Annotated in this window: 16 protein-coding genes; 6 read left to right on the top strand and 10 right to left on the bottom strand. The window is 40.7% G+C overall.

All coding sequences use genetic code 11. The features are described from left to right. The 3 genes from JKG61_RS01955 to JKG61_RS01945 all read right to left on the bottom strand — a co-directional run bounded on the left by JKG61_RS01955 (position 1) and on the right by JKG61_RS01945 (position 5,492). Positions 1-3,540: a SusC/RagA family TonB-linked outer membrane protein gene (locus JKG61_RS01955; RefSeq protein WP_202101304.1), complete on the bottom strand. Its 3,540-nt coding sequence runs from the start codon at positions 3,538-3,540 to the stop codon at positions 1-3. A 114-nt stretch (positions 3,541-3,654) separates the two neighbouring features. Beyond that, complete coding sequence (locus JKG61_RS01950; protein WP_202101303.1) at positions 3,655-4,815, bottom strand: FecR family protein; 1,161 nt, start codon at positions 4,813-4,815, stop codon at positions 3,655-3,657. 71 nt (positions 4,816-4,886) lie between these two features. After that, the gene (locus JKG61_RS01945; RefSeq protein WP_202101302.1) at positions 4,887-5,492 is read right to left on the bottom strand and encodes an RNA polymerase sigma factor; all 606 of its coding nucleotides are present in this window, start codon (positions 5,490-5,492) and stop codon (positions 4,887-4,889) included. A gap of 317 nt (positions 5,493-5,809) precedes the next feature. On the opposite strand from JKG61_RS01945, the gene JKG61_RS01940 reads away from it, so the two are divergent. After that, positions 5,810-5,968, top strand: a complete 159-nt coding sequence (locus JKG61_RS01940) for a hypothetical protein (RefSeq protein ID WP_202101301.1) — start codon at positions 5,810-5,812, stop codon at positions 5,966-5,968. A gap of 224 nt (positions 5,969-6,192) precedes the next feature. On the opposite strand, the gene JKG61_RS01935 is transcribed toward JKG61_RS01940, so the two are convergent. Beyond that, positions 6,193-6,993, bottom strand: a complete 801-nt coding sequence (locus tag JKG61_RS01935) for an alpha/beta hydrolase (RefSeq protein WP_202101300.1) — start codon at positions 6,991-6,993, stop codon at positions 6,193-6,195. 411 nt (positions 6,994-7,404) lie between these two features. Here JKG61_RS01935 and JKG61_RS01930 point away from each other — a divergent pair, with 411 nt between their 5' ends. The 5 genes from JKG61_RS01930 to JKG61_RS01910 all read left to right on the top strand — a co-directional run bounded on the left by JKG61_RS01930 (position 7,405) and on the right by JKG61_RS01910 (position 11,797). After that, positions 7,405-7,794, top strand: a complete 390-nt coding sequence (locus tag JKG61_RS01930; protein ID WP_202101299.1) for a hypothetical protein — start codon at positions 7,405-7,407, stop codon at positions 7,792-7,794. 191 nt (positions 7,795-7,985) lie between these two features. Further along, entirely contained in the window at positions 7,986-8,519 is a 534-nt protein-coding gene (locus JKG61_RS01925; protein WP_202101298.1) for a GNAT family N-acetyltransferase, read from the top strand. Positions 8,520-8,726: 207 nt separating this feature from the next. Next, positions 8,727-9,590 (top strand): COG1470 family protein, encoded by an 864-nt coding sequence (locus JKG61_RS01920; RefSeq protein WP_202101297.1) that lies wholly within the window; start codon positions 8,727-8,729, stop codon positions 9,588-9,590. 235 nt (positions 9,591-9,825) lie between these two features. Next, positions 9,826-10,842, top strand: coding sequence for an ABC transporter ATP-binding protein (locus JKG61_RS01915; RefSeq protein WP_202101296.1), 1,017 nt, complete (start codon positions 9,826-9,828; stop codon positions 10,840-10,842). Next, a complete protein-coding gene (locus JKG61_RS01910) occupies positions 10,787-11,797 on the top strand; it encodes an ABC transporter permease (RefSeq protein ID WP_202101295.1) in 1,011 nt (336 codons plus the stop codon). The genes JKG61_RS01915 and JKG61_RS01910 overlap by 56 nt, the downstream gene beginning before the upstream one ends. 367 nt (positions 11,798-12,164) lie before the next feature. Here the strand turns inward: JKG61_RS01910 and JKG61_RS01905 are convergent, their stop codons facing one another. The 6 genes from JKG61_RS01905 to JKG61_RS01880 all read right to left on the bottom strand — a co-directional run bounded on the left by JKG61_RS01905 (position 12,165) and on the right by JKG61_RS01880 (position 21,850). Continuing rightward, positions 12,165-13,409 carry a TlpA family protein disulfide reductase gene (locus JKG61_RS01905; protein ID WP_202101294.1) on the bottom strand — a complete coding sequence of 415 codons (1,245 nt, stop codon included), beginning with the start codon at positions 13,407-13,409 and terminating at the stop codon, positions 12,165-12,167. A 1-nt stretch (position 13,410) separates the two neighbouring features. Next, positions 13,411-14,781, bottom strand: coding sequence for a RagB/SusD family nutrient uptake outer membrane protein (locus JKG61_RS01900; protein ID WP_202101293.1), 1,371 nt, complete (start codon positions 14,779-14,781; stop codon positions 13,411-13,413). A gap of 5 nt (positions 14,782-14,786) precedes the next feature. Next, on the bottom strand, positions 14,787-18,392 hold the full coding sequence (locus tag JKG61_RS01895; RefSeq protein WP_202101292.1) for a SusC/RagA family TonB-linked outer membrane protein: 3,606 nt from the start codon (positions 18,390-18,392) through the stop codon (positions 14,787-14,789). A 176-nt stretch (positions 18,393-18,568) separates the two neighbouring features. Beyond that, positions 18,569-19,714, bottom strand: a complete 1,146-nt coding sequence (locus tag JKG61_RS01890; RefSeq protein ID WP_202101291.1) for a FecR family protein — start codon at positions 19,712-19,714, stop codon at positions 18,569-18,571. Positions 19,715-19,837: 123 nt separating this feature from the next. Beyond that, a complete protein-coding gene (locus JKG61_RS01885; protein ID WP_202101290.1) occupies positions 19,838-20,413 on the bottom strand; it encodes an RNA polymerase sigma factor in 576 nt (191 codons plus the stop codon). Positions 20,414-21,217: 804 nt separating this feature from the next. Further along, positions 21,218-21,850, bottom strand: coding sequence for a porin family protein (locus tag JKG61_RS01880; protein WP_202101289.1), 633 nt, complete (start codon positions 21,848-21,850; stop codon positions 21,218-21,220). Positions 21,851-21,970: the final 120 nt, after the last annotated feature.

Here is a 21,970-nt window from a genome sequence, read left to right as displayed (position 1 = left end):
TTAAAGTGTTAATTGAATACCTAGCGAATATGTAGTCCTGATGGGGTTACCATTGATGAATTGCGGATCAATTGATTTATTATTTTTAGCCCAAAGTATGCCTACGTCACTCGCACTGAAAATAAGTCGTGCTCTGTTAAGTGATTTTCCTTTTATTAGCGATGACGCATTGTAGGATAAATGCAGATCCTGCAGGCGAACATGTGCAGCTGGCTCAATCAATAGATCAGCATATTTGTAGAAGTCTGATCTGTTTAAATTATTTGGATATACCAGCGACGGCACATTAGTCAACTGCTCGTCACCGGGAGATTGCCATCGTTTTTCGTAATCCCATATGGAATAACTTCCATTGTACACAGCTGCATTATCGAGTGAGTTTCGCCTAAAATAATGACCTGCATACCATCTAATTGAAAACGAAAGCTCAAAGCCAGCATAACCAAATCGGTTCCACAGTGTGCCATGCAATGTGGGGGTAGATGATCCCATATAAGACATTTCCGAAAGATCTTGACTATTCTTTATTGCACGGTAGTCGTTATTTTCCTGTCCGCCAAGATAACCTATCGGACTGCCCGTGTCATCAAGCCCCTTCATCGGAAAAGCATACAACGAAAACTGCGGGTAGCCAATCTGTGGATAATCATTAATATTCGACATAATTACGAAGTTTGTTGCAGGAACCACATGGTACTCCAACACTCTGTTTGTCACTTTACTCAAAAATAATTGGCTCGACCAGTTAAAAGGACCAATTAGGTTCTGGGTTGTCAAGGCTATATCTACCCCCTTTGAAAGCAGGGATGCCGTATTGCCCGTAAAGCCAGTAATACCAGTCTGTGTAGGTGTAGGTCTTTTTGCAATTAGATCCAGTCCTCGTTTTTGCCAATATTCCACCGTAGCAGAGATACGTCCAGAACGAGATGTTGCATCCAGGCCGATGTTGATATTTCGAACTCTTTCCCATCGAAGTGCTGGGTTAGGAGGATTCACTATTTCATAATATGGCTGACCATACATAGAAATCAATGTTCCCTGTCGTGCAGTCAAATAACCTGATACGCTTCGGTTTAAATTACCGTTATATCCATAGGAAGCACGAAGTTGTAACTTGGACAATAAATCTTCAGGAAAGAAAATCTCTTTATGAAGATCCCAAAGAGCACCTACTGACCATAATGGCACAAATTTTTGGTTCGTTTGTACACCAAACAAATTCGATCCATCACGTCTGAGGCTTCCACTCAATCGGTAGCGACCTTTATAGGCATACATAATGTTAGAATAGTAGGATACGAAACGATCCGTACTGGACGATTGATCCGTCAAAGTTGAGATTTTCGAACTTTGGCCACTATGCCACATCTTGAAAGGTTCTACATAATTAACCATGTGGTTTTGGTTTGTCTGGTTTTCCTCATTATAACCATACAGCCCATAAGAAGCATTCCATCCTGTATTCTCCCTTATCTCCGTACCTACCAAAGCATTAAACTGATGTTCTTCTCCAAATCGACTGTCGTATTCTATTTGAAAACGTCCTATCTGATTTCTTTCTTTTCCCCTACTTACCTGTTTAATTGCTCCCAATGGAACACCATATTGCATCTCTCCTGCAGCGTTCAAATAAGAAAAGCTATTGATTTGGTTACGGGTATAATACGATTGTAGTCCATAATAAGTAGGTGAATCACTGTACAGCTCTTCATAAAGATAAGATACCGAAGCCTTAAGCGCATCCGTTAACTTGGCATCCAGCTGTAAGCTATTCCGAATGTGTGTGACACGGTGACTGTTATAGAAATCACTGTTGTTCAAATCATCCATCGGTCGCATATGCCAATCCAGTAATCGATTTTCAGCTACATTATCAATATAGGACAGTCTTAATGTAGAAACTTCCGGTAAATGTTCTCCTGATTCACTAACATATTGGCTGTAAGGATATCTTGGAGCAGTGGGTATAGCGTATGCTTCCTGCCGGTCATTTTTGTTGCTATAGAGTATACGATGAGCGAGTGTAATGCGATCGCCCAAAAATTTGAATGTATTTGCAGCTTGCATTGTCCAACGTTCAAAGCTATTGCCCACTATTTGGGGGCGATTTTTATCAAGACCTATGGAGATGAAGTAATCGTGATTTGCTGTTGCTCCTCTAGCAGAAGCATTGTATTGCTGGTTAAAAAGCGGTTGGTTAAAATACATATTATACTGCTTCCTTGCATCTTGCTTCGTAATGTCAGAAATTAAAATTGCTCCTTCACCCTCCGTCAATTCCTTTGATTTGACACGAGATAATATTTCTACAACGGGCGACACGGGTTGCCAGCCTGTATTCAGCGTTGCATTGTAACGTCCGCGTTCAAAAAGGAATTGTTCTACTTCTACAAACTGTGCCGAGCTGAGTAGCGGCTGATCAAATACATTGCGCTTTCCAGCAAATGATAAATTAGTGTTAAATTCAATTGTCGGACGCTGTCCCTGCTTAGCAAATTTGGTTGTAATAACGATCACCCCATTACTAGCACGTACGCCCCAAATAGAGGCCGCCGCCGCGTCTTTCAATATCGTAATATTCTCAATATCATTTGGATTTAATGATTCTAGTTTACCCTCAAATGGAAAATTATCTAAGACGATCAATGGCTCACTATTGGAGTAAAGCGTAGACCGTCCACGGATTTCGATATCCCCCTGACCACGTTGTTTCTGTTTCAAATTCGTCAAAATGCCTGGCGCCATGCCATCTAAGCGCTGAATAACACTCGTAGACACCCTTCGATTCAGCTCTTCATTGTCAATCTGCACAAAGCTCCCTGTAGCTCTTTCTTTAGGTATCTTCTGGTATCCCGTAGATACCACTGCGACCTCTTCGACATCACTAAAAAAGGGTTTAAGGGAAATATTCCCCATATCAGCCTTTGCAATAAGCTTCTGGGTAGTATAACTCAGATAAACCACCTCGAGGTTCGTTCCAGCCAAAAACTGCTTCAATTCAAAGTACCCCTGCTCATCCGTCTTGGTCTGTACTGCTGTACGTCTCCCCTCGACATCCAATAGGTAGATAGACGCTCCGGCTAAGGGTTCTCCTTTTTCATTGGTGACGCGGCCCCTAATCAGATCCTGATTTTGAATGAGATTATTCTCCTCGGGTTTTATCATTTTCGGTTCAATATGGATTACACCGTCACTGATCTCGACAGATAGGGACTGATCCTTGAATATGACTTTCAGTACCTCATTTAAATGGGTATTACGTAAACTGACGGTTACAGTCTTTGCTTCTTTGAGCAATTTAGCATTGGCAATATAGCTGTAACCGGTTTGCCTTTTGACTTCGGCAAGCACCTTTTCTAAAGGTGCATCGGTAAAATGTAGGGTCAAGGTCTGCGATCTGACCGAAGCCGTAGCCTGCAGTAGAAAAAGCAGCAATGCGATTAAAGTAAACTTCATGCGCAATATGATTTTGAAGCGGCGATTATAAGGGATGTACATGCATCGTGCATACGCATCCTTGTAATCTATGAGATAATTCATAAATTTGTGTTGTTAGGTTAGAAAATGAATGTGTTACGTCGTTGTAGGCAGACATCTGAGCCTGACTATAAACCGGGAGCGTTGCTAGCACTTCCGGTTTTTTTTAACTGTTCCTTATTTCTTCTTTAGGGTGAGCCTCCTTTCTTTGATCTCAAATCGTACGGTACTGGTTTTTTCAATGGCTTTCAGTACTGTAGACAATGGCTTATTACGATCGATCTCTGCATAAAACTCTTCGTTTGGAATAGGGTGGATATCGATCTGAATATCGTACCAGCGCTCCAACTGCGGTAATATTTCTGCCAATGATGTATACTGGAATGCAAAGACACCTTCGGTCCATCCTGTGGCAATGCTAGTATTCACTTCCTCAGTCTCGAGTTTTCCATTGCTCCATACGGCTTCTTGTCCTGGCCTCAAGGTAGCTGTAGCTGAAGTACTGTTGCTCTGGACAAGAACGGATCCTGTGACTAATGTTGTAACGGTTCTATTATTGTCGCTGTACGCATTGACATTAAATGTTGTACCGGTCACGATAACCTGCTGCTGGTCGGTTGCAACGATAAATGGTTGCCTCTTGTTTTCGGCGACATCGAAGAAGGCTTCTCCTTGGAGCTCGACTTTACGCTGTATGTCCGTAAATGCAGTCGGATAGGTAATGGAGGAAGCGGCATTTAGTATAACTTTACTACCATCGGGCAGTGTCAAGCGATATTGCCCCCCTCGGGGTGTCTTTAAGGTGGCATATGAAATATCTTTGCCTGCATCGAATAGTTTCTCGCCATCGGCATAGCGCAAGGCTGATCCACTCGCAATGATGCCCTCTTGATCTTCGGATAAATCAATGACACTTCCGTCAGACAAAGTAATAGTGGCTATATTACTACCGGGTGCCACATCGTCGCCGTAAATACTGCTCATATGCGGCTCCTGATCTGTGACGGAATTGTAGATCTTATAGAAATAATAACCTATAAATGCAAAAGCAAGAATTACCGCTGCGACAGTAATATACACGCGAATGGAGCGGGTTCGGCTACCGACTGGAACGGTACGCTGACGAATATGCGAAAGAATGTGACCTGCTCGCTGGTCATAAGGACGGAGTGTGCTAGCTGATATCTGTTCATGCTGATCAAGCTCACCAATGACATGATCCAGCTCTGCATCAGAACCTGTTTTGAAAAACGCAATAAGTTCCTTCTGGTCGTCTTCAGAAATAGTCTTAGCCAGATATTGGCTATAGAGTGATTTGATATGTTCGAGGTGTTCCAAAACTTTCCCTTTTTAATACACTACGGCTGGGAAGAGAAAAGTGGTTAGTCAGAAACGAAAAAAAAAAGCGACTAGCCACAGTTAAGAAAAAGTAATGCGACAGCTAAGGTACCAGGAATATGCTGTTGCGCATTTTGGAAGTAGGCTTTGACGGATTGATTTGCTTTTACTAAATGTGCATGTACCGTTTCCGGACTAATGGACATAATCTCTGCAGCTTCTTTATAGGATCTTCCTTCGATTTTGCATAGGTTGAAAGCTTTTTGTTGCTGGGGGGGTAAAATATTAATAGCTTGTTCAATTAGCTTTTGGGTTTCTCGTCCCTCCACCTGCTGATCTGTAAACTCCACAAACTCGGAAGCACCACGTTTTACTTCAGACCAAACGATATTGGTCAATGCCACTTTTCGATAGTGATCGGTGACCATGCGTTGCGCTATGCGGTACAAATACCCCGCAAAAGGTTGGTCAGGATCTATCTGCTGGCGGCGCTCCCAGATTTTTACAAATAGCTCTTGAAGTAGATCATCTGCATCTTCAGTATAGACAAATTTTCGGTCGAGTTTGGCCAAAAGTAACCTACTGTGCTGGTGATAAAGGATTTCAAAAGCCCTATGATCCCCGCCTCGTAAACGAAGCAACAAATCCTTTTCATCAACTGGGGCAATCGGTATCATAAAATCAATTAGTTACCCCAAAGTTAAGAGATTGTTTATCACTATCAAACGGTTAAAATCTAAACCGTACAAGACGACCCTATAACTAACTGTATATCAATGTTGTTTTATAGATATTTCTGACATTCCTAATATCTACCTCCCTTTATTTTAAAATAATTGGGGTTGTATAGCTGGAGGCTTTTTCTTCTTTCTGTTTTTGGTATATGTTCTGCAGCTGTTCTACAACAACCAAAATAGCTCCAGATTACTGATAGGATGAATTCTGATAAGCGCTGCTATCGAAGATAAAAAGTTTGGAAAAACATATATTGTCAATGCGGCTGACCGACAAAGTTTCCTTTAAATGTTTCAAGCATAAAATAGGCTTTCTGGAAGAATTTCAACTGCCATCGGAAGAAGAGCTCATTGCCGAAATCGAACGGGAGAAGAACGTACTTCGCGAGCAGGGAGTCGTGTATGGATGCGATATATAAATAGCCCTCGCGGATGCAAGGGCTATACTAAAAAAAAATTTTAACTCCGCTGGCGCGGATCTTATCTTACTAATATTTAAAGATAACACTTATACATCTATAATACAACCTATTAAATTAAATATCTTAAAAACTATGCAGGTGTCAGCTACACTTTAATTGTAATAATATCTGTTATATCTGTCGAATACCTCGGCGAGAGACATAACCGATATCCTCCAAATCTACTTAGCCCATTTATCAACGGTCTTCAATAATAATGGAAATGATGGATACTCGGTGTTATGACCATATCCCTGTAATTCTAACAGCTCCACATCTGTATTACCAGTTAGTTTTAGCATTCTATATAGATAGGCATTTTCCTCATACCTGCCCATCATCTCCAACTCCCTATCGCCTGTTATCAACAACAGTTTTGGTGCTTCTTTACGGACCCAAAACAATGGAGCCAAGCTGTCTACTGTAGGTTGTAACCCGTCAATCCCGCTTTCTTTCCGGGCTGTAAAATGTGTAATAGCCTGACCACTAATAGAGACAATACCCAACAGGCTTCCGGTGTCTATCCCTCTATTTTGTAAATAACTCTTGTTTAGCCCCAGCATCAAAGACAAGTAAGCACCCGCTGAGTATCCTCCCACCACGATTTTATCGGTTGCACCGCCTTTGTCGCCGATATGTTCATATGCCCACTTTACCGCGTCGGCAGCATCTTCGATTATAGCATCTACTTTTACATGTGGCGAAAGCCTATAGTTCACCGCTATAATAGCTATCCCCTTATCCATCAGATACGCGGGGATCTTCTTTTCTCCTCCAGTCAACCCGCCTCCATGAAACCATACTAGTGTAGTAAAGGATTTCCTGTCCTTCGGAAAATGGAAATCAAGCTTACAGCGTTCCTTACTGTAAGGGTCTTGGTTCGCGGTATAAACAACATCACGTATGGTTTCGTATGCGAACTCCTGCGCAACGAGTGATTGCAAACTAATTAATAGAAACAAAAAGACTACAGTACAGCGCATAGTGGGTAGTGTTTTGAGGTTAAAGGATTTTGTAGTTAAGCATGATTACAACAAAGATAATTATAAATAAGATGGGTATAACACTAAGGGAAGAAATAAAACAGGATATAGAAAACGGAAAAACGAACGTGTACTCTGTAGATGTCTAGACACGCTCGACATGACGATACTAAACCTGTACCCTTTGCCAATCGGGAGACTTTTTATATTTTAATCTTTATAATATTGTCATTTTTAATATTTATGTATCTTTAAAAAATGAGCCAAGAGAAAAACAAACTTTTAGCTCTAATTCATGAGAAAATAATCGAGAGCTACGAACTTAAATTTGCCCCATCTGATATGGAAACTGATATCGTGGCATTATAGCGTGCGTAAGCTTTTGTGGGGTTTATATTTCAACAAATTAAGATGAGCTACTACCAAGAAGAGGAAGATCACAGATCATCCGTAAAATTTTATGGGTTATTATTTAAAATAGCTTTTAACATTGCTGTCATAATCATATTGTATAAATTATTATATAGCCCCAATTATCCCGAAGAGCTAAGGAACTCTTCGGCACGGTACATAATGCCAATAATTGGAACAGTGGGTGCATACTTTTATTTAACCTACTGGTTTGGATGGAAAAATAGTTTATACATTGTAGGTGTAGCAGGATTTTCTATTGGTTTGATGGCATTGACGAGTTTTGAAATATTATCTACACTTTATGGACTAGCCTTGTTGATAGCCTTAGGTTATGGTGCGTACTTATTGGTAAAAATGATTGTTCAAGCTTTTGTCAAAAGGCGCTAACATCCCTATTAGTTATCTTTTCAGCTTCCTTCACATACAAAGCTGCTTTTACTTGTCGATCATTAAGACCCATGCTTTGCAAGTATTCCTCGATTATTGAAAAATTTACGCTCAGAAAATCAAATAGCTTGATAAACCGAGGTGATTTTTATAGTCTGTACTTTATTTGATATATTTAAGAAAGCAAAATCATGAAGCTGATAGCAGAAACACCTCGACTTATATTAAGAGAACTAGATTTTAGTGATGAAAAAGATCTCTTTGAAATGGATTCTGATCCTGCAGTACATTTATACATTGAAAACAAACCCGTAGAATCAATTGCTGAAGTTACGGCGGTAATCAAAATGCTAAAACAGCAATACAAAGAAAATGGAGTAGCGCGCTGGGCTGTGATTAATAAAGAGACGAACGAATGCATAGGCTGGGCTGGATTGAAATATTATAGGGAACCATTGAATAATCGTATTAATTTTTATGAGTTGGGATACCGATTTAAAACAAAGCATTGGGGTAAAGGATATGCAAGCGAGTCTTCAAGAGCAATTTTAGATTATGCTTTTCAACAGTTAAAGATTGACATCGTTTTTGCGATAACTGACCCTGATAATACAAAATCAAAAAACGTTTTGACAAAACTAGGTTTTGAACTTACGGAAACATTTGACTATGATGGTGATATAACAGATTGGTTTGAACTAAAAAAGGGACAGTACCGCTCTTAGACCTTTTTTTGATGTTTATATTCTTAGATAACAGAATAAATAATCTAGAGAATTTATCAAAAAAAGCAAGAGGAGCAATTTTTTTTAAAATTATACTTGACGCAAATATCTACAAAAGCTAATTTTGGATTCTAGACCTAAAAAGGTACAATTTTATTCAAGACATTTTCTAAAAGCTATTAATATATAATTGTTAGTTATTACATCATGTTTAAAGGATTCATTTTTACCGAACATCTGAAGTCGAGAATCGTATCAAAAGCTTTAATTCTCGCATGTATATCTGCATCATACGCAGTCCAAAATGTAACGGCTCAGGAAGCCAACAATGCTTTAAGTCCAAATTTTAAAGTGAGATTGATCAATCTGGAGGCCCCTTCCACAGAGGTATTCCGGTATAATGGTTCTATCACTAACCCAAGTGGACAGGAAAGAATATATGAGTTACAAGCTAGCTTGCCCCCAGGATGGTCAGTTGCCTATAAAACCGAGGGTATGCAGGTAACGTCGATCAATCTAGAGCCACACACCAGTAAAGAGGTTAGTATAGAAATAACACCATCGTATACTGCGGATATTAAAAAACATATCATCCCAGTCAAAGCTATAACTCAAGGAGATACTGCGGTAGTCAAGTTAGAATCTGTTATAAAAGGCACCTATAAAATGGAAATCTCTACTCAAAATCAGGTACTAAGTGGTCATACGACCACTGGAAGTAAGAAAGAGTTATTCCTTACGGTAAAAAACACGGGGTCCATGCCTTTGGAGAATATTGAACTGGCTACACAATTGCCCTCGAAATGGGAATCGAGCTTTGAAGCAGATAAAATAGATAAACTGGATCCTGGTAAGACGAAGGATGTCAAAGTCAATATTAAAGTTCCAGACAAAACTATAGCCGGTGATTATATGGTCAATGTATCGGCCAAAAACAGTCACCTCGAATCTTCCTTGGCATACCGGATGGAGGTCAAAACTTCGCTCCTGACCGGTTGGCTAGGAATGTTATTGATCATTCTTGCCATTGGTTTTATTTATATATTGATTCGAAAATACGGTAGGCGTTAAGCCTGTTAAAAACAATTGAAAATCGAACAGATATGAAATACTCATGTTCGTCCAAACACAAACTCCCATAGTCCGCCAGCTGGCGGATGACAGATAAAGAACAAACCGATCCGCCAGTTGGCGGATCATGAAATAATTTACACATATGAAATATCCATGTAGTAGCAACTGCACAAACACGAATGAATATAGTTTGGATATTCCATATGACAACTGAAAGACAAATTATATACATATGAATAATCCTATTATAAAGCTAAGAGGGTTATCCAAGCATTATAAAAATAAAATTGCTGTAGACAACCTTTCCCTCGATATAAGTAAGGGCGAAATATACGGCCTTTTGGGTCCAAACGGAGCTGGGAAGACGACAACAATCCTTATGCTGTTGGGGCTTAGCGAACCTACATCGGGACAAGCGCATGTATGTGGGCATGATGCCACACGCAATCCTATTGCCGTAAAGCAGAAAGTCGGATACTTACCTGATAACTTAGGTTTTTATGGCCATATGACAGCGCTCGAGAATCTTTCTTTTATCGGTAGACTAAATGGCTTTTCTGAAAATGATGCCGAAACAAAGGCTATCGAATTGCTGGATATCGTAGGCCTGAAATACAGTATGCACCAAAAAACCGCGACTTTTTCCAGAGGCATGAAGCAACGCTTAGGACTCGCTGATGTGTTGATAAAAAAGCCTGAAGTGATTATCCTAGACGAACCTACGCTCGGTATTGACCCCAGCGGTGTGAAGGACTTTTTGGCGATCATCAAAAAACTGAACGAAGAACAACAGTTGACCGTGCTCCTATCCTCACACCACCTCCATCATGTACAGCAGATCTGCGATCGCGTAGGCATATTTGTTGATGGTAAGTTGTTGGCAAATGGCGATATACCTAGTTTATCAAAACAATTATTTAATAAAAACGGCTATGTCACCGTGCTGCGGCTTCAAAAAAATGCTCAGGGTACCATTCAATTAAAGAATGATATGGAATCATTGCCTGGCGTGCAGGAGATAATTATAAATGACTGCGAACTTGAAGTGATATCCGCCTATGACCAAACTGCTGAAATTGTAAGCTATGTGGTTCAAAAAGGATATGGTCTAGTAGGTGTCCAACAGAAAACCTATGGATTGGATGAAATCTACCTCGAATATTTCAAAAACGAAAAAAATCTAAATGTTAGTAATGAAAAATCTAAAAGAGTCCTTAAAAAGACGTTTTTCAGAAAACAACGGGGATAACGAAGTCAGGTCTCCCCTGCGTGTCTTGCTGCGCAAAGAAGTAGCCGAGCATATCAGAAGCTGGAGATTCATCATATTGTTAACATTGATCGTATTGACATTTATAGCATCGATGTATTCGTCATTAAGTAATATTAAATCTGTATTTGTAGCCACAGATAATAGCAGTACCTCATTTTTCTACCTCAAGCTATTGACATTGACAGATGAGTCCATTCCCGCGTTTCATATATTCCTCAGCTTCCTTGCTCCTATCTTAGGCATTAGCCTTGGATTTGATGCAATCAACTCGGAAAACAACAACGGATCATTAATACGTCTAATGGCCCAGCCGTTGTATAGAGACAATCTTATCTTGGCCAAATTTCTAGCGCCCTTATTGATTGTAGCTATACTATTCTTCTCTCTGACTTTTCTAATTGTGGGTTATGCTATGTGGATCAGTGGTATTCCTATCGAATGGCAGGAAATCACCCGTATACTAGCTTTTAACGGTATGACTGTGCTATACGTAGGTTTTTGGCTTAGTGTTGCAGTTCTGTTATCCATTCGCTTCAGGCAACCTGCCACCTCGGCATTGACCGCAATAGGTATATGGTTGTTCTTCACGGTATTTTTTCAAGTGGTTGTCAATATTGCGATAAAAGCTTTTATCCCTGATCCAAATTATCTTTCTGCAGATAAAATAGCTTATTATAATGAGGTAATCCTAAATATTCTTCGCCTATCTCCAAGTCAACTCTATGTTGATGCTTCTACGACGCTTCTAATGCCGATGGTCAGAAGTTTGGGTCCCGTATCTATGGAACAAATGGCCGGAGCTATACCGAGTAGTATATCGCTAAGAAATAGTTTAATGCTAATATGGCCTCAACTAAGCGGGCTAATCGCATTCACACTGCTCTTATTTGCAACATCTTATGCTCTTTTCATGCGAAGAGAGATTCGATCATGACGTAATTATGCAATGGCACCGTAATATAAACGGTGCCATTGTTAATTTCTTCAGAATACCAGCTTTTTAAAAACAATGGTGATAGTTAATAAAAGACAATTAGGAAATAGAAGGCGGTAGTTCGACTCTAGAAGACTACTCAGTAACTCTAATATATCACAAGATGGTGGTAGACCTTTAATATAGTACCAATCATGTTCTGCCAGAGAAACACAGGTTTATGTCAGATCAAAGCACTGGTTTTAGCGGGTTCGTCACCTGCCCAACCTGATTTAAGTGCGCCTTCAACTGTCCCTGGTCAAAGTATACAAGACCGCATTGAACATGCACAATTAAATGGTCCGAACGAAACAGTAACGATGAAAAATTAAAAAATTTCTTTTCTGATTATTAATGTTTCCACAGGAATGACTTGAAGCTCTATGGTTATACCATGAGCTTCAAGTTGGCTTAAATCATCTCTGTTTTGGGGATCAAAATCATTACCTATTTTTATTCTATAAAGCTCCCTTCTTTCCAGACCTTGCTCTAATACAACCGGAGTACCGGCATAAATATCATCGGTCTCGTTCATCCAGTCCAAAAGCGTTCTATCACCTGAGATCGATACATTAGAAGTTGTATTCCCTCTGCGAGACGGCATCCTCTTTATGATATAACTCTTTCTGTTGATCTTACTGAAATTCGAGGACCACCCCATAAACCCATCAAGATTATTCATAACATATTTTTGGAATTCCTTCTCTCCCATTGAAAGCTTCCCTTTCACTTCATAGAAGTATGTATTGTCCATATCCCAGAGTGATAACGGAGATTCATTATCAACATGCTCCAATCTATCATAAGGAAATCCCTGACAGATGACCCGCGATCTACTCAAATTGGGCAATCCTAAAATAGTACGGTATATCTTCAATATAGGTACATTGACACCGCCTACCCTGACCGAGCCTGCTACTGAATCCACAAGGCGATATTGCTTCCATCGGTACCCTTCTTTATATTTCCCGATTAACGTATAGTTCATCATCGCCAATTCGTCAACATCAAACCCACAATTACTCCGAGTCAAAAGCGCGCTTTCACTAGGGTCGTATACCATATCTAGTTTTCTTGGGATTTTATAATCAATCTTATCTGCCAGAAAATCGTCGATAAACTCCTCTGACACCAGGTCACCTTCCGTAATATAACGTATTCGTCTTTCAGAATCTATCCACACCAAGTGGGGCTCACCCCGATGAGGAAAAAGATTGTTTAAAACAGAATCTTCATACACAAGCCTTACATAATCGACTTGCATTTTGCTTTCAAAAAAATCTGTCAAGTCCTGTTTTTTTGTTTTTGTAACAAAAAACACCTCTAACCTATTATGATACTGCTGTAGTAGCTTATCTAATTTTTTGACAGATGCAATACAGGGGGGACATCTTAAACCACCAAAGTCTAAAAGAATACCTTTGCCAGAAAGCCTCTCTAGGTAAATAGTCTCATTTTCAACATGTAATACATTCTGTATTTGAGTTACAGAAAATCGATCTCCTTCATTGCCATATTGTGCATATGATGGAAGAAAAGCGATCATCAAAATCAATATTATTATTTGCTTCATATTATCTTCTATTTTGAGGTATACCTGTAAACTCTATAATAGGTTGTGGAATCAGAAAATTATAGCGGAGGTCATTGGGTGCCAAAGTGTATACATGTTGGTTGAAGGAGCGAATCAAGCTAATAGCATGTGTTTCGCTCACGTTCAGTCTTTTTAGATCACTCCACCTAAGTCCTCTCATAATCAGCTCCTTTCTACGTTCTTTCAGTACAAAACCAATAGGATCCGTCATCTCTCGCAGGTCGTAGGGCTGAAAACTATCTTTGTTGACACGATTTTTGAGAAACTGATTGATGGTATGGTTTGCCTCATCCATTTGTTGTAGCCGGACTTCACATTCGGCTTTAATCAGATATATCTCTGCCGTAGAAATACCTGAAAAAAAAGAACCACTGACCTCTCCTAAATAACTTCCTTTGAAAGAATAATAACCATCATTATTGCGTTTAAAAAAGACGTTTTTTCTTAGATCATTATCGGCATAGCTATTGTATAAATTGGAGTCGATACGTGCTGTCTGCGGATGTAGAATAGCTGCTCCCGAACTTGATGCAAAGTATACCGTCTCGGCATTAAACTGAGGAAATGGAGCTGTTGCCGTTGTTGATACATGGTTATAATCGATAAGCTCCGATTGATAAAACAAGGCCGTATCAGCATATCGCAAAGCAGATTCTAGATCTTGCATGACCAAAGCCGTCCGTGCTAGAAGCGCAAAACCAGCGGCTTTGCCTGGCCTAGTGGTCACTAGCGGCTTGCTCGGTAAATCTGGAACAGCAAGAACAAGATCACTGTGTATCTGATCATAGGTAGCACGGACGGAAGATCTTTTACTTGGCACGTTAAAATCAGCAGTAAGTCGCATAACAATCCCTAAATCGGGATTATCAAGATCCAAACCATACGCAGGCGCATAAACCTGAGCAAAATTAAAAAAACTAAATGCTCGTATAAACCTTGCAGATGCGATGAGCTCGCTTTTGACCCTTTTGTCATCTGGCTTGCCTCTAGGAGCTATGTTTTCGATTTCATCCAGTACGATATTCGCATACATCACAGGAACACTGGGTCCCAACCATTCTACATTTCTATTTATGTTTTGATAAAGTGGCTCTTTTTGCCATATGTAATTATCTCGCTCAAAATCTGTCACACTATTCAACGCGTCGTCCGGCACAAAATAATTGTCTGTTCCAATCTCAAGAAGAGATGGAAAACGGGATGTATTTATAGAATTAAGTGCATCGAGCAAGGCCTGTAGATCCGCATACGTATTCGGATGGGTTATCGAACTATCCGGTTTTTCATCAAGAAAGCCACTACAGGAAGAAAGTAATCCAATAGCTATTATTGTTTTAAGTATATTTTTCATTGCAATCAATAGTTAAATGTCACATTAAATCCATAGGACCGCGGGGCAGGCAGATTGTTATAATCAGGATCTACCCCCACACTATTCCTGCGCCATAAAAGACCAACATTAGAGCAGTTCAGACTGATGGCAGTATGTATACTCCGCTGTCCTATCCTCCCCTTGAATCGATAGGATGCACCTATATCATTGAGCCTAATCAAATCACCTTTATGCACCAGTACATCCGAATAATTATAAAAATTATCTCTAGCCGTTACAGCAGGATAAGGCATAGATGGCACATTGGTATACTGTTCATCTCCAGACTTCTGCCATCGGTACTGAAAGTCTTCATGTATATCTTGATATCGATATGCTGATCCATAGTTGATACTATTTTTACGGAAGTAATGACCAAACTTAAACTGTACATTGGAAGAAACTGTAAAGCCACGATAACTGATATTAAGATTAAAATTACCATAGTATGGAGGCAACGAAGTACCATGAAAGGTGTGGTACTGTAGCGAATCGGTCGTGATCTTGGCGTAGTCTTTTGAAATCTCACCTTTGTAATATCCGCGTGGATCTCCATTATCAGGATCAAGACCAGCAGATCGAAAGCTATAAAGCGGGTACAGTCGCTGTCCTGTAATGGGGCGGATACTCTCTCCTTTACTTCCCATATAACTCATCGCACTCATCAAGGTCCCATTATAGGTCTCCACCCTATCCTTGACATAGCTCATATTAAAAATACTAGACACCTGTATCTGCGATATATTCGTTTTATATCTCAAAGCGACATCTATACCCCTACCTTTTAATTCGCCTACATTACGCTGGGCCGTAGCTAGACCTGTTGTAGGATCTATCGGATCATTACTGATCAGATCTGTGGAGTGCTTCCAGAATAAATCGATTGATCCTGACAGACTCTGCCCTAAAAATCCCATATCCAGACCTAAATTATACATCTTGACATCCTCCCATTTAAGTTTTGGATTGGGCGGAAGACTTATCGTCGCATACGGAAGATTGGTATAAGGATGAGCAGCGCTATAAATCAATATCGGTCTAGAGAGTGCTCCAGCTCCAATATTGCCACTGTGCCCTATTGTGCCTCTAATTTTAGCTTGATCCAGCCAAGTAATATAGGCTAAGAACCTTTCTTTCTTCAAATTCCAAGCAAAACCAAAAGACCACAGTGGATTCCACTTTTCATTGGATTCCTTTCCAAAATTATTCGAACCATCTCGACGCACTGAACCGAATAGCTGGTATTTATCCAAGACGGTATAACCAGCATTCGCATACAGCGACATAACTCTGCTATTCTTCCTCTTGTAGGCATCCACAAATGGTATAGGCGTATTGAATGACAATCCTTCAAATATGGGATAACTTGTCAGATAATCTACTTTTGCGGAGGTCAGGATCTCGCTATTGTATCCGTAAGATCTATAAGTCTGTGTCGAGATGGGCTGATCACTGATTTCGAAACCAACGATTGCAGACAGATGGTCAATTTTGGACAATTTTCTGTTAATATCTATCTGTGTACGAAATCTGTTTGCAAATGCAGACGAAAAGCTATTGGTCAATATATCTCCTTTAGGCAACATATATTTTGGCGTGCCTCCGACGATCTGGGTATACCGGTTTACGAGGTCGCGCGTAGTGTAGGAATCCTGCATATTTAGCACCTGCCCTTTGCTATCCGTCATCTCCAACGCATGCATAACAGTCCATGCTATCCCCTTATCAATTTCGTAACGTAGATCCAAATTACTGTTCAAGTAAAAATTAAGTGTGCTGGTCTTGTTGTACAAATGCTCTTCATATGGTCTATAAATCCAGTCCATCAGCAAACCGCTCCCTGCGGTACGTACATAATCGAGGTTATATCCATTAGGCACCTCGGTAGCTGTCCCACCGGCTCCAACAAGAGACAGGTAAGGATATATGCCGGAGAGACCGCCTCCTGGTGAATATCCGTATCCCATCCCGTGCGGCCTATCTGTTACTTTAGCGTAAACTACAGTTGCATGTGAACGTAATTGCAACCCCCTGACGGGCATGAATGTATTCTGTATACCTACGTTTAGTTTACGTTGCGCAGCATATTTATTTTCTCCCCTGTCCTGCTGTAGCATCGCCGTTAGCCCAAAACCGTATTTATTACCACCTTTAGCTATATTTACATTAAACTGATTATTGAGCGGGTTTCTGTAGAAGTATTTCATCAGATCTTCTCTATAATCCTGCCGCGCAAAATCGCTGAAAGCAGATTCCATACTTTCCAGATCCATCTTCCCTTTTTTATTAGCGTCCAATAAGCGGACAACCGGTGACAAGACCAAACTCCTCTGATCTGCGGCATTGAGCTTACTATTATAAAAGCCTTTGTCATACAGCATGCGTTCCATCTCTATAAAATCAGCGGAAGACATATCGGGAATGGCCAACAAGTCACTTTGATCTTGTAAAATTGTCCTGCTACTGAGCGAAATTTTAGCAGATTCATCACTTCCAATCTTTTTCCTATTGATCACAATAACACCGTTGCCTGCCTTGACTCCCCATATAGATGTGGCGGCAGCATCTTTTAATATGGTAACGGATTCCACCGTTTCAGGATCAATATCTTCGATACGTCCCTCATAGGGAAAGTTATCCAATACGATCAATGGATTTTGGCTCAGTTCGTTTAAAGAATTGATACCACGAACATTTATTTTAGAGCGACCTGTTCTATTATCGAACTGAAGCCCTGCTGCAGCCCCATCCAACCTTGATAAGATATTGGGTGTCACCCGTAAAGCCAATATCGTACTATCGATTTGCACGAAGCTCCCCGTAGCTCTTTCCTTGGGCATTTTTTGGTATCCAGTAGATACGACTTCTACCTCATCCACCTCAGCAGAAAAAGGCTTTAGCTTTATTTCTACCATATCAGATCGTCCAAAAATCCTTTGCGTTGAATATCCTAAATATGTAACTTCAAGCCCGGCTCTAGCCCCTAATTGAACTATTTCAAAGTTTCCCTCCGCATCCGTTTTGGTCTGTACCGTAGTGCGCTTCCCCTGCGCATCGAGGACATAAATGGAAGCACCAATCAATGGTTCTCCTTTTTCATTGGTGACGCGGCCACGAATAGGCTGCTGTAGTATGTTTTCTTGATTAGCGATGGAGGATGCCATGGTGGTTTTAGCCCTTTCCCGGATGACAATGATTTTATTGTCCAGTTCGTAGGTCAATGGTTGCCCGTCAAAAATCTCATGCAGCACTTTAGTCAGCTCCATCTTCTCTACCTGTATAGATACCGGTTTGACAGACTGCATTTTCGTCCCGGTATAAATGACAAAATCATAACCCGACTGTGCTTTGATCTCCGAAAGAACGCTCGTGAGCGCTGCACCTTTGAACGATAGCGTTACCTGTTGGGCCAACGAGGACGCCATCAGATGCACCATAGAAAGTGTCAGGATAAGTATGGTCAATTTGGCTCTCATCATCCATTTCTTATAATCCCTACGGTACCGGGCGTCTGTTACCCGAACCCGCAACAACCGTATACCGATTGGGATTAGCGCTTTCAGCGCATTTGTTTGTAAAAATCCGTACATTTGTTCATAGCTTGCTTGATGCAGTATGCCGTGCCATTGCTTGTGTCTGAGGCATACTGCGGTTAATAAAAAAACATTAGTTTTTGGTCAGGCAACGTACTGTGCTGTTCCGGTTACCGCCGGGACAGCTTATTAGGTTACCCTTCCTATGTAATGGTATTAATGTGATTTATTGTTTACGTGCCCACGATTACCCTCCTTCCTTCTATTTTGAACCGAATACCACTTGTTTTTTCCAATACGCTCAATATTTCGCTAAGGTTTTTATCGCGTGATATATTGACATAGAAGAGCCCTCCGATCTGCTGACTATTGTACACAACGTCTACGTCATACCACCGCGATACCTGCTCCATCACGGTATGGATACCGACTCCCATAAAAATAAAATTGCCGTCCTTCCACCCGAGCACTTCATCCATATTGGCTTGTCCAAGTATCATCTGCTGCCCGTTATTATGCACCTGTTCGCCTGGGCGTAAGCGCTGCGTGGCTTCAGTCGATGAAACGAGTACTGCGCCTTCCTCGAGCGTAGTTACGATCAAGTCGGGATTAAACGCATTGATATTAAATCTTGTTCCGAGCACGCGTACTTTCTGCTGGTTGGTCTCTACCACAAAAGTCTGTACCTGCTTTTTTCCGGCTATATCCTGATAAGCCTTGGTCACCTGAAAATACCCTTCCCCACTTAGCGATACAGTCCGCTCTGTATTATCTGCAAAAGAAGTGGGGTATCGTAGCGAAGACAATGCATTGAGAAATACTAGTGTGCCATCGGGTAAGCGCACCTTGGTCTGCTCTCCACGCGTCGTGGTAAGTGTATTGTATCCAATAGCATGAGCTTCCTTATCGTTGATCTCATATATAATTTGCCCGTCTGCGTCCTTACTGATCTTTACACCGAACTGTTCGGCCAGGTCACCGCTTTGAGCATCATCGATGTGGATCTGCGTACCATCTGCAAGTGTTAGGGTGGCTCCCGTTTTACCGGGGGTGACATCTCCGCCGTAAACAGATTCAAGCGGCGTGTTATCGGACATATTGAAGTAATAGAGTGCTCCGGCTGCTATGCAGCAGACCATCGCTACGGCTGCTACCCATCTCGACCAAAGACGTCGGACAACAGGATCGATAGTCGGTTGAGGCTGCTGCAGACGCGTCCAGATATGCCTACCTGCCTCCTTTATCTGCTCCTCGGACAATGTCGAGGGCTCTTGTTGGTGCAGCTGTAATAGCCAAAGACGGACTTTATCTTCCTCTTGGGGAGTTATGTCTTTTTTACCGGCTTTCTGCAGGATATCTTTGATATTCTCTTTTTCCATGATGCTCTTGTACACACAGGTTACAATAACTAAGGCGTAAGAACATAGCTTTTGGGGTAAATATTACTATAAAAAAACAACAAAACAACACAAACAATTGACTAACAATATATTATTTTTTCATCAATTGAGAAGATATACTATAAAAACCACGAGTCCCAGCTTATCTTTGAGGTGTTTGGTAGCATGCTTGATATGTGTTTTTACGGTCTCGGGCGATATCCCCAACTGTTGGGCAATCTCTTCGTGGGTGAGATGTTGTCTGTATTTCAGCTCGTAAACTTCACGCATACGTGGAGGCATAGCAGCAATCTCGTTATCGATAAGCGCCCTGACGTCTTTCTCACGGATCAAGTAATCCGTCTCTTTACTGTCCACATCAATATAATATTCGCCGCGATCGACATAACGCTGGAAGGTATCTTTTTTACGAAAGATATCGAAAATCTTGTTCAGCACAGACTTGTAGAGGTAACTGGACAATGTGCTATTTATCGAAAGCGAAGCACCCTTTTCCAGCAGCCAGGCAAACACATCATGGACTACATCCCGGGCTTCTACTTCATCCTTGAGCTTGCGATATGCGAAGATATAGAGGAGTTCGTGATAACGTTGATAGATCTCCTGAAAAGCGAGATGATCGCCCGCACACATTCGTGAAAGCAGTTCCTTGTCGTCTATATCAGGGGGTGTCTTCATGATCTCTGGTCTACCGGATAAATTGTTAACTTGGTTATACCCGCCCTAAAACTAATAAGTTAAATATGGAGTTGCAAGAAAAGATTGAATTTTGACAGGTTAAAAAAAACTCTGCATTTTTGAATCATTCACATTAATAGATTCGTAATCAATTCAACAAATATCTAAAACTACATTTTACCTATGAAAATGGAGTTATCAATATTCGGAAATACTAATTGTACATGCAAAAAGCCCGACTTTCGTCGAGCTCCCCGCATCTTATAGTCTTGTTGAAACCGATTAACTTCTCATTTGATTTGGAGTCTACTTCCAACCTCCGATATGAATTGGGCCGATCATGCCCATAGAGTTAACGGTTGTTTTCGATCTGTAATAGATGTGTTTGAAAGGCAAAAAGGCATGCAAAGGTGTGTCTATAGAAGGGGCTTGGGAGCGCAAAACAAAAATACAGTGATTAATTAGTGCTACCATCTCGTCCCCAAATGCTATACCACGGAATACCTTCTCCAATGCAAGCAAGCGCGACACAAACAAAGCTGCTAATACGCTTGGGTGAGTGTAAAGATACGCTGCCCGATTCTTTGATCCGCATCACCTCTACCTCTTCTTTCGTCAATAATCTAAATCGATTATTTTACAAGACGTATTCCCACCTCAATAATGAAATATCATAAAAAGTAATAGCCACCCAGTCGTTCTGGATGGCTATCTTAATTTTTTCAGGTTGCCAGGAAGGCTTATAGCTCCGCAGTAAATAGGGCTTACCTTTCCGGATTCGGGCTTCTATTCCTGTAATCCGTCCTAAAACTCGAATCCTACACCAAAGGAAAGAATTCTATTGTGTCCTTTGACGCTGAAACTAGGTACATCAACATCATTGATCAAGTTGGCTAAGCCTAAACCATAACCTCCATTAATTAAAAAACCATTAGCCAATTTATAACCTAACTGAAAATTCAAACCGTAATCCAATAATTTCAGATCATCGTCTTTGCCTGAACCTATTGAAATATCATTGGATTCGCCTCCCATCTTTTCTTTACCAGTCAAATGGAAACCAAGATAAGGACCTGCACCTAAAAAAACAGAACCCGTATTACCGGTAGGAATGTAATATACTGCATTAACAGGAATATCCAAAGACAGGACATTAGATGTTGCCTTCTCGCCCTCAAACTCCATTTTCCCACCTTTACCCTGGAAAGAAAGTCCTGGTTGAATTGCGAAATTCTCCGCTGCAAAGATATTTGCATAGCCGGAAACATAAAAACTTGTTGAAGCTTTAGATGATGAAGATACATCTGCGCCTTCGCCTGTGATTTTAACAACTTGTTTGGGCAAATTAACTCCGGCTTTCACACCGTAACTTATTTGTGCCTGTACGCCTGATGCCAACAGAAATGCGGCACCCAAAGAAAGTAAAACTTTTTTCATAATTGTTATTTGTTTATATGATGTAATTTTGCGCTAAAATATTGCAAATATTTACAATATCAAAAAAAGATTTTCTTTCCTTTAATTATCCCTCTACCATTGTAATGAAATTTGCACTTC

This window comes from Sphingobacterium faecale (assembly GCF_016746095.1).
GTDB classification, from domain to species: domain Bacteria; phylum Bacteroidota; class Bacteroidia; order Sphingobacteriales; family Sphingobacteriaceae; genus Sphingobacterium; species Sphingobacterium faecale.
This window is presented reverse-complemented; position numbering and strand designations above follow the sequence as displayed.

Bases quoted from the DNA above. Each gene is read 5' to 3' on its own strand.
- JKG61_RS01955 (WP_202101304.1), bottom strand. From the start codon at position 3,540: ATGAATTATCTCATAGATTACAAGGATGCGTATGCACGATGCATGTAC.
- JKG61_RS01945 (WP_202101302.1), bottom strand. From the start codon at position 5,492: ATGATACCGATTGCCCCAGTTGATGAAAAGGATTTGTTGCTTCGTTTA.
- JKG61_RS01940 (WP_202101301.1), top strand. From the start codon at position 5,810: ATGCGGCTGACCGACAAAGTTTCCTTTAAATGTTTCAAGCATAAAATA.
- JKG61_RS01935 (WP_202101300.1), bottom strand. From the start codon at position 6,993: ATGCGCTGTACTGTAGTCTTTTTGTTTCTATTAATTAGTTTGCAATCA.
- JKG61_RS01930 (WP_202101299.1), top strand. From the start codon at position 7,405: ATGAGCTACTACCAAGAAGAGGAAGATCACAGATCATCCGTAAAATTT.
- JKG61_RS01925 (WP_202101298.1), top strand. From the start codon at position 7,986: ATGAAGCTGATAGCAGAAACACCTCGACTTATATTAAGAGAACTAGAT.
- JKG61_RS01920 (WP_202101297.1), top strand. From the start codon at position 8,727: ATGTTTAAAGGATTCATTTTTACCGAACATCTGAAGTCGAGAATCGTA.
- JKG61_RS01915 (WP_202101296.1), top strand. From the start codon at position 9,826: ATGAATAATCCTATTATAAAGCTAAGAGGGTTATCCAAGCATTATAAA.
- JKG61_RS01910 (WP_202101295.1), top strand. From the start codon at position 10,787: ATGAAAAATCTAAAAGAGTCCTTAAAAAGACGTTTTTCAGAAAACAAC.
- JKG61_RS01905 (WP_202101294.1), bottom strand. From the start codon at position 13,409: ATGAAGCAAATAATAATATTGATTTTGATGATCGCTTTTCTTCCATCA.
- JKG61_RS01900 (WP_202101293.1), bottom strand. From the start codon at position 14,781: ATGAAAAATATACTTAAAACAATAATAGCTATTGGATTACTTTCTTCC.
- JKG61_RS01895 (WP_202101292.1), bottom strand. From the start codon at position 18,392: ATGTACGGATTTTTACAAACAAATGCGCTGAAAGCGCTAATCCCAATC.
- JKG61_RS01890 (WP_202101291.1), bottom strand. From the start codon at position 19,714: ATGGAAAAAGAGAATATCAAAGATATCCTGCAGAAAGCCGGTAAAAAA.
- JKG61_RS01885 (WP_202101290.1), bottom strand. From the start codon at position 20,413: ATGAAGACACCCCCTGATATAGACGACAAGGAACTGCTTTCACGAATG.
- JKG61_RS01880 (WP_202101289.1), bottom strand. From the start codon at position 21,850: ATGAAAAAAGTTTTACTTTCTTTGGGTGCCGCATTTCTGTTGGCATCA.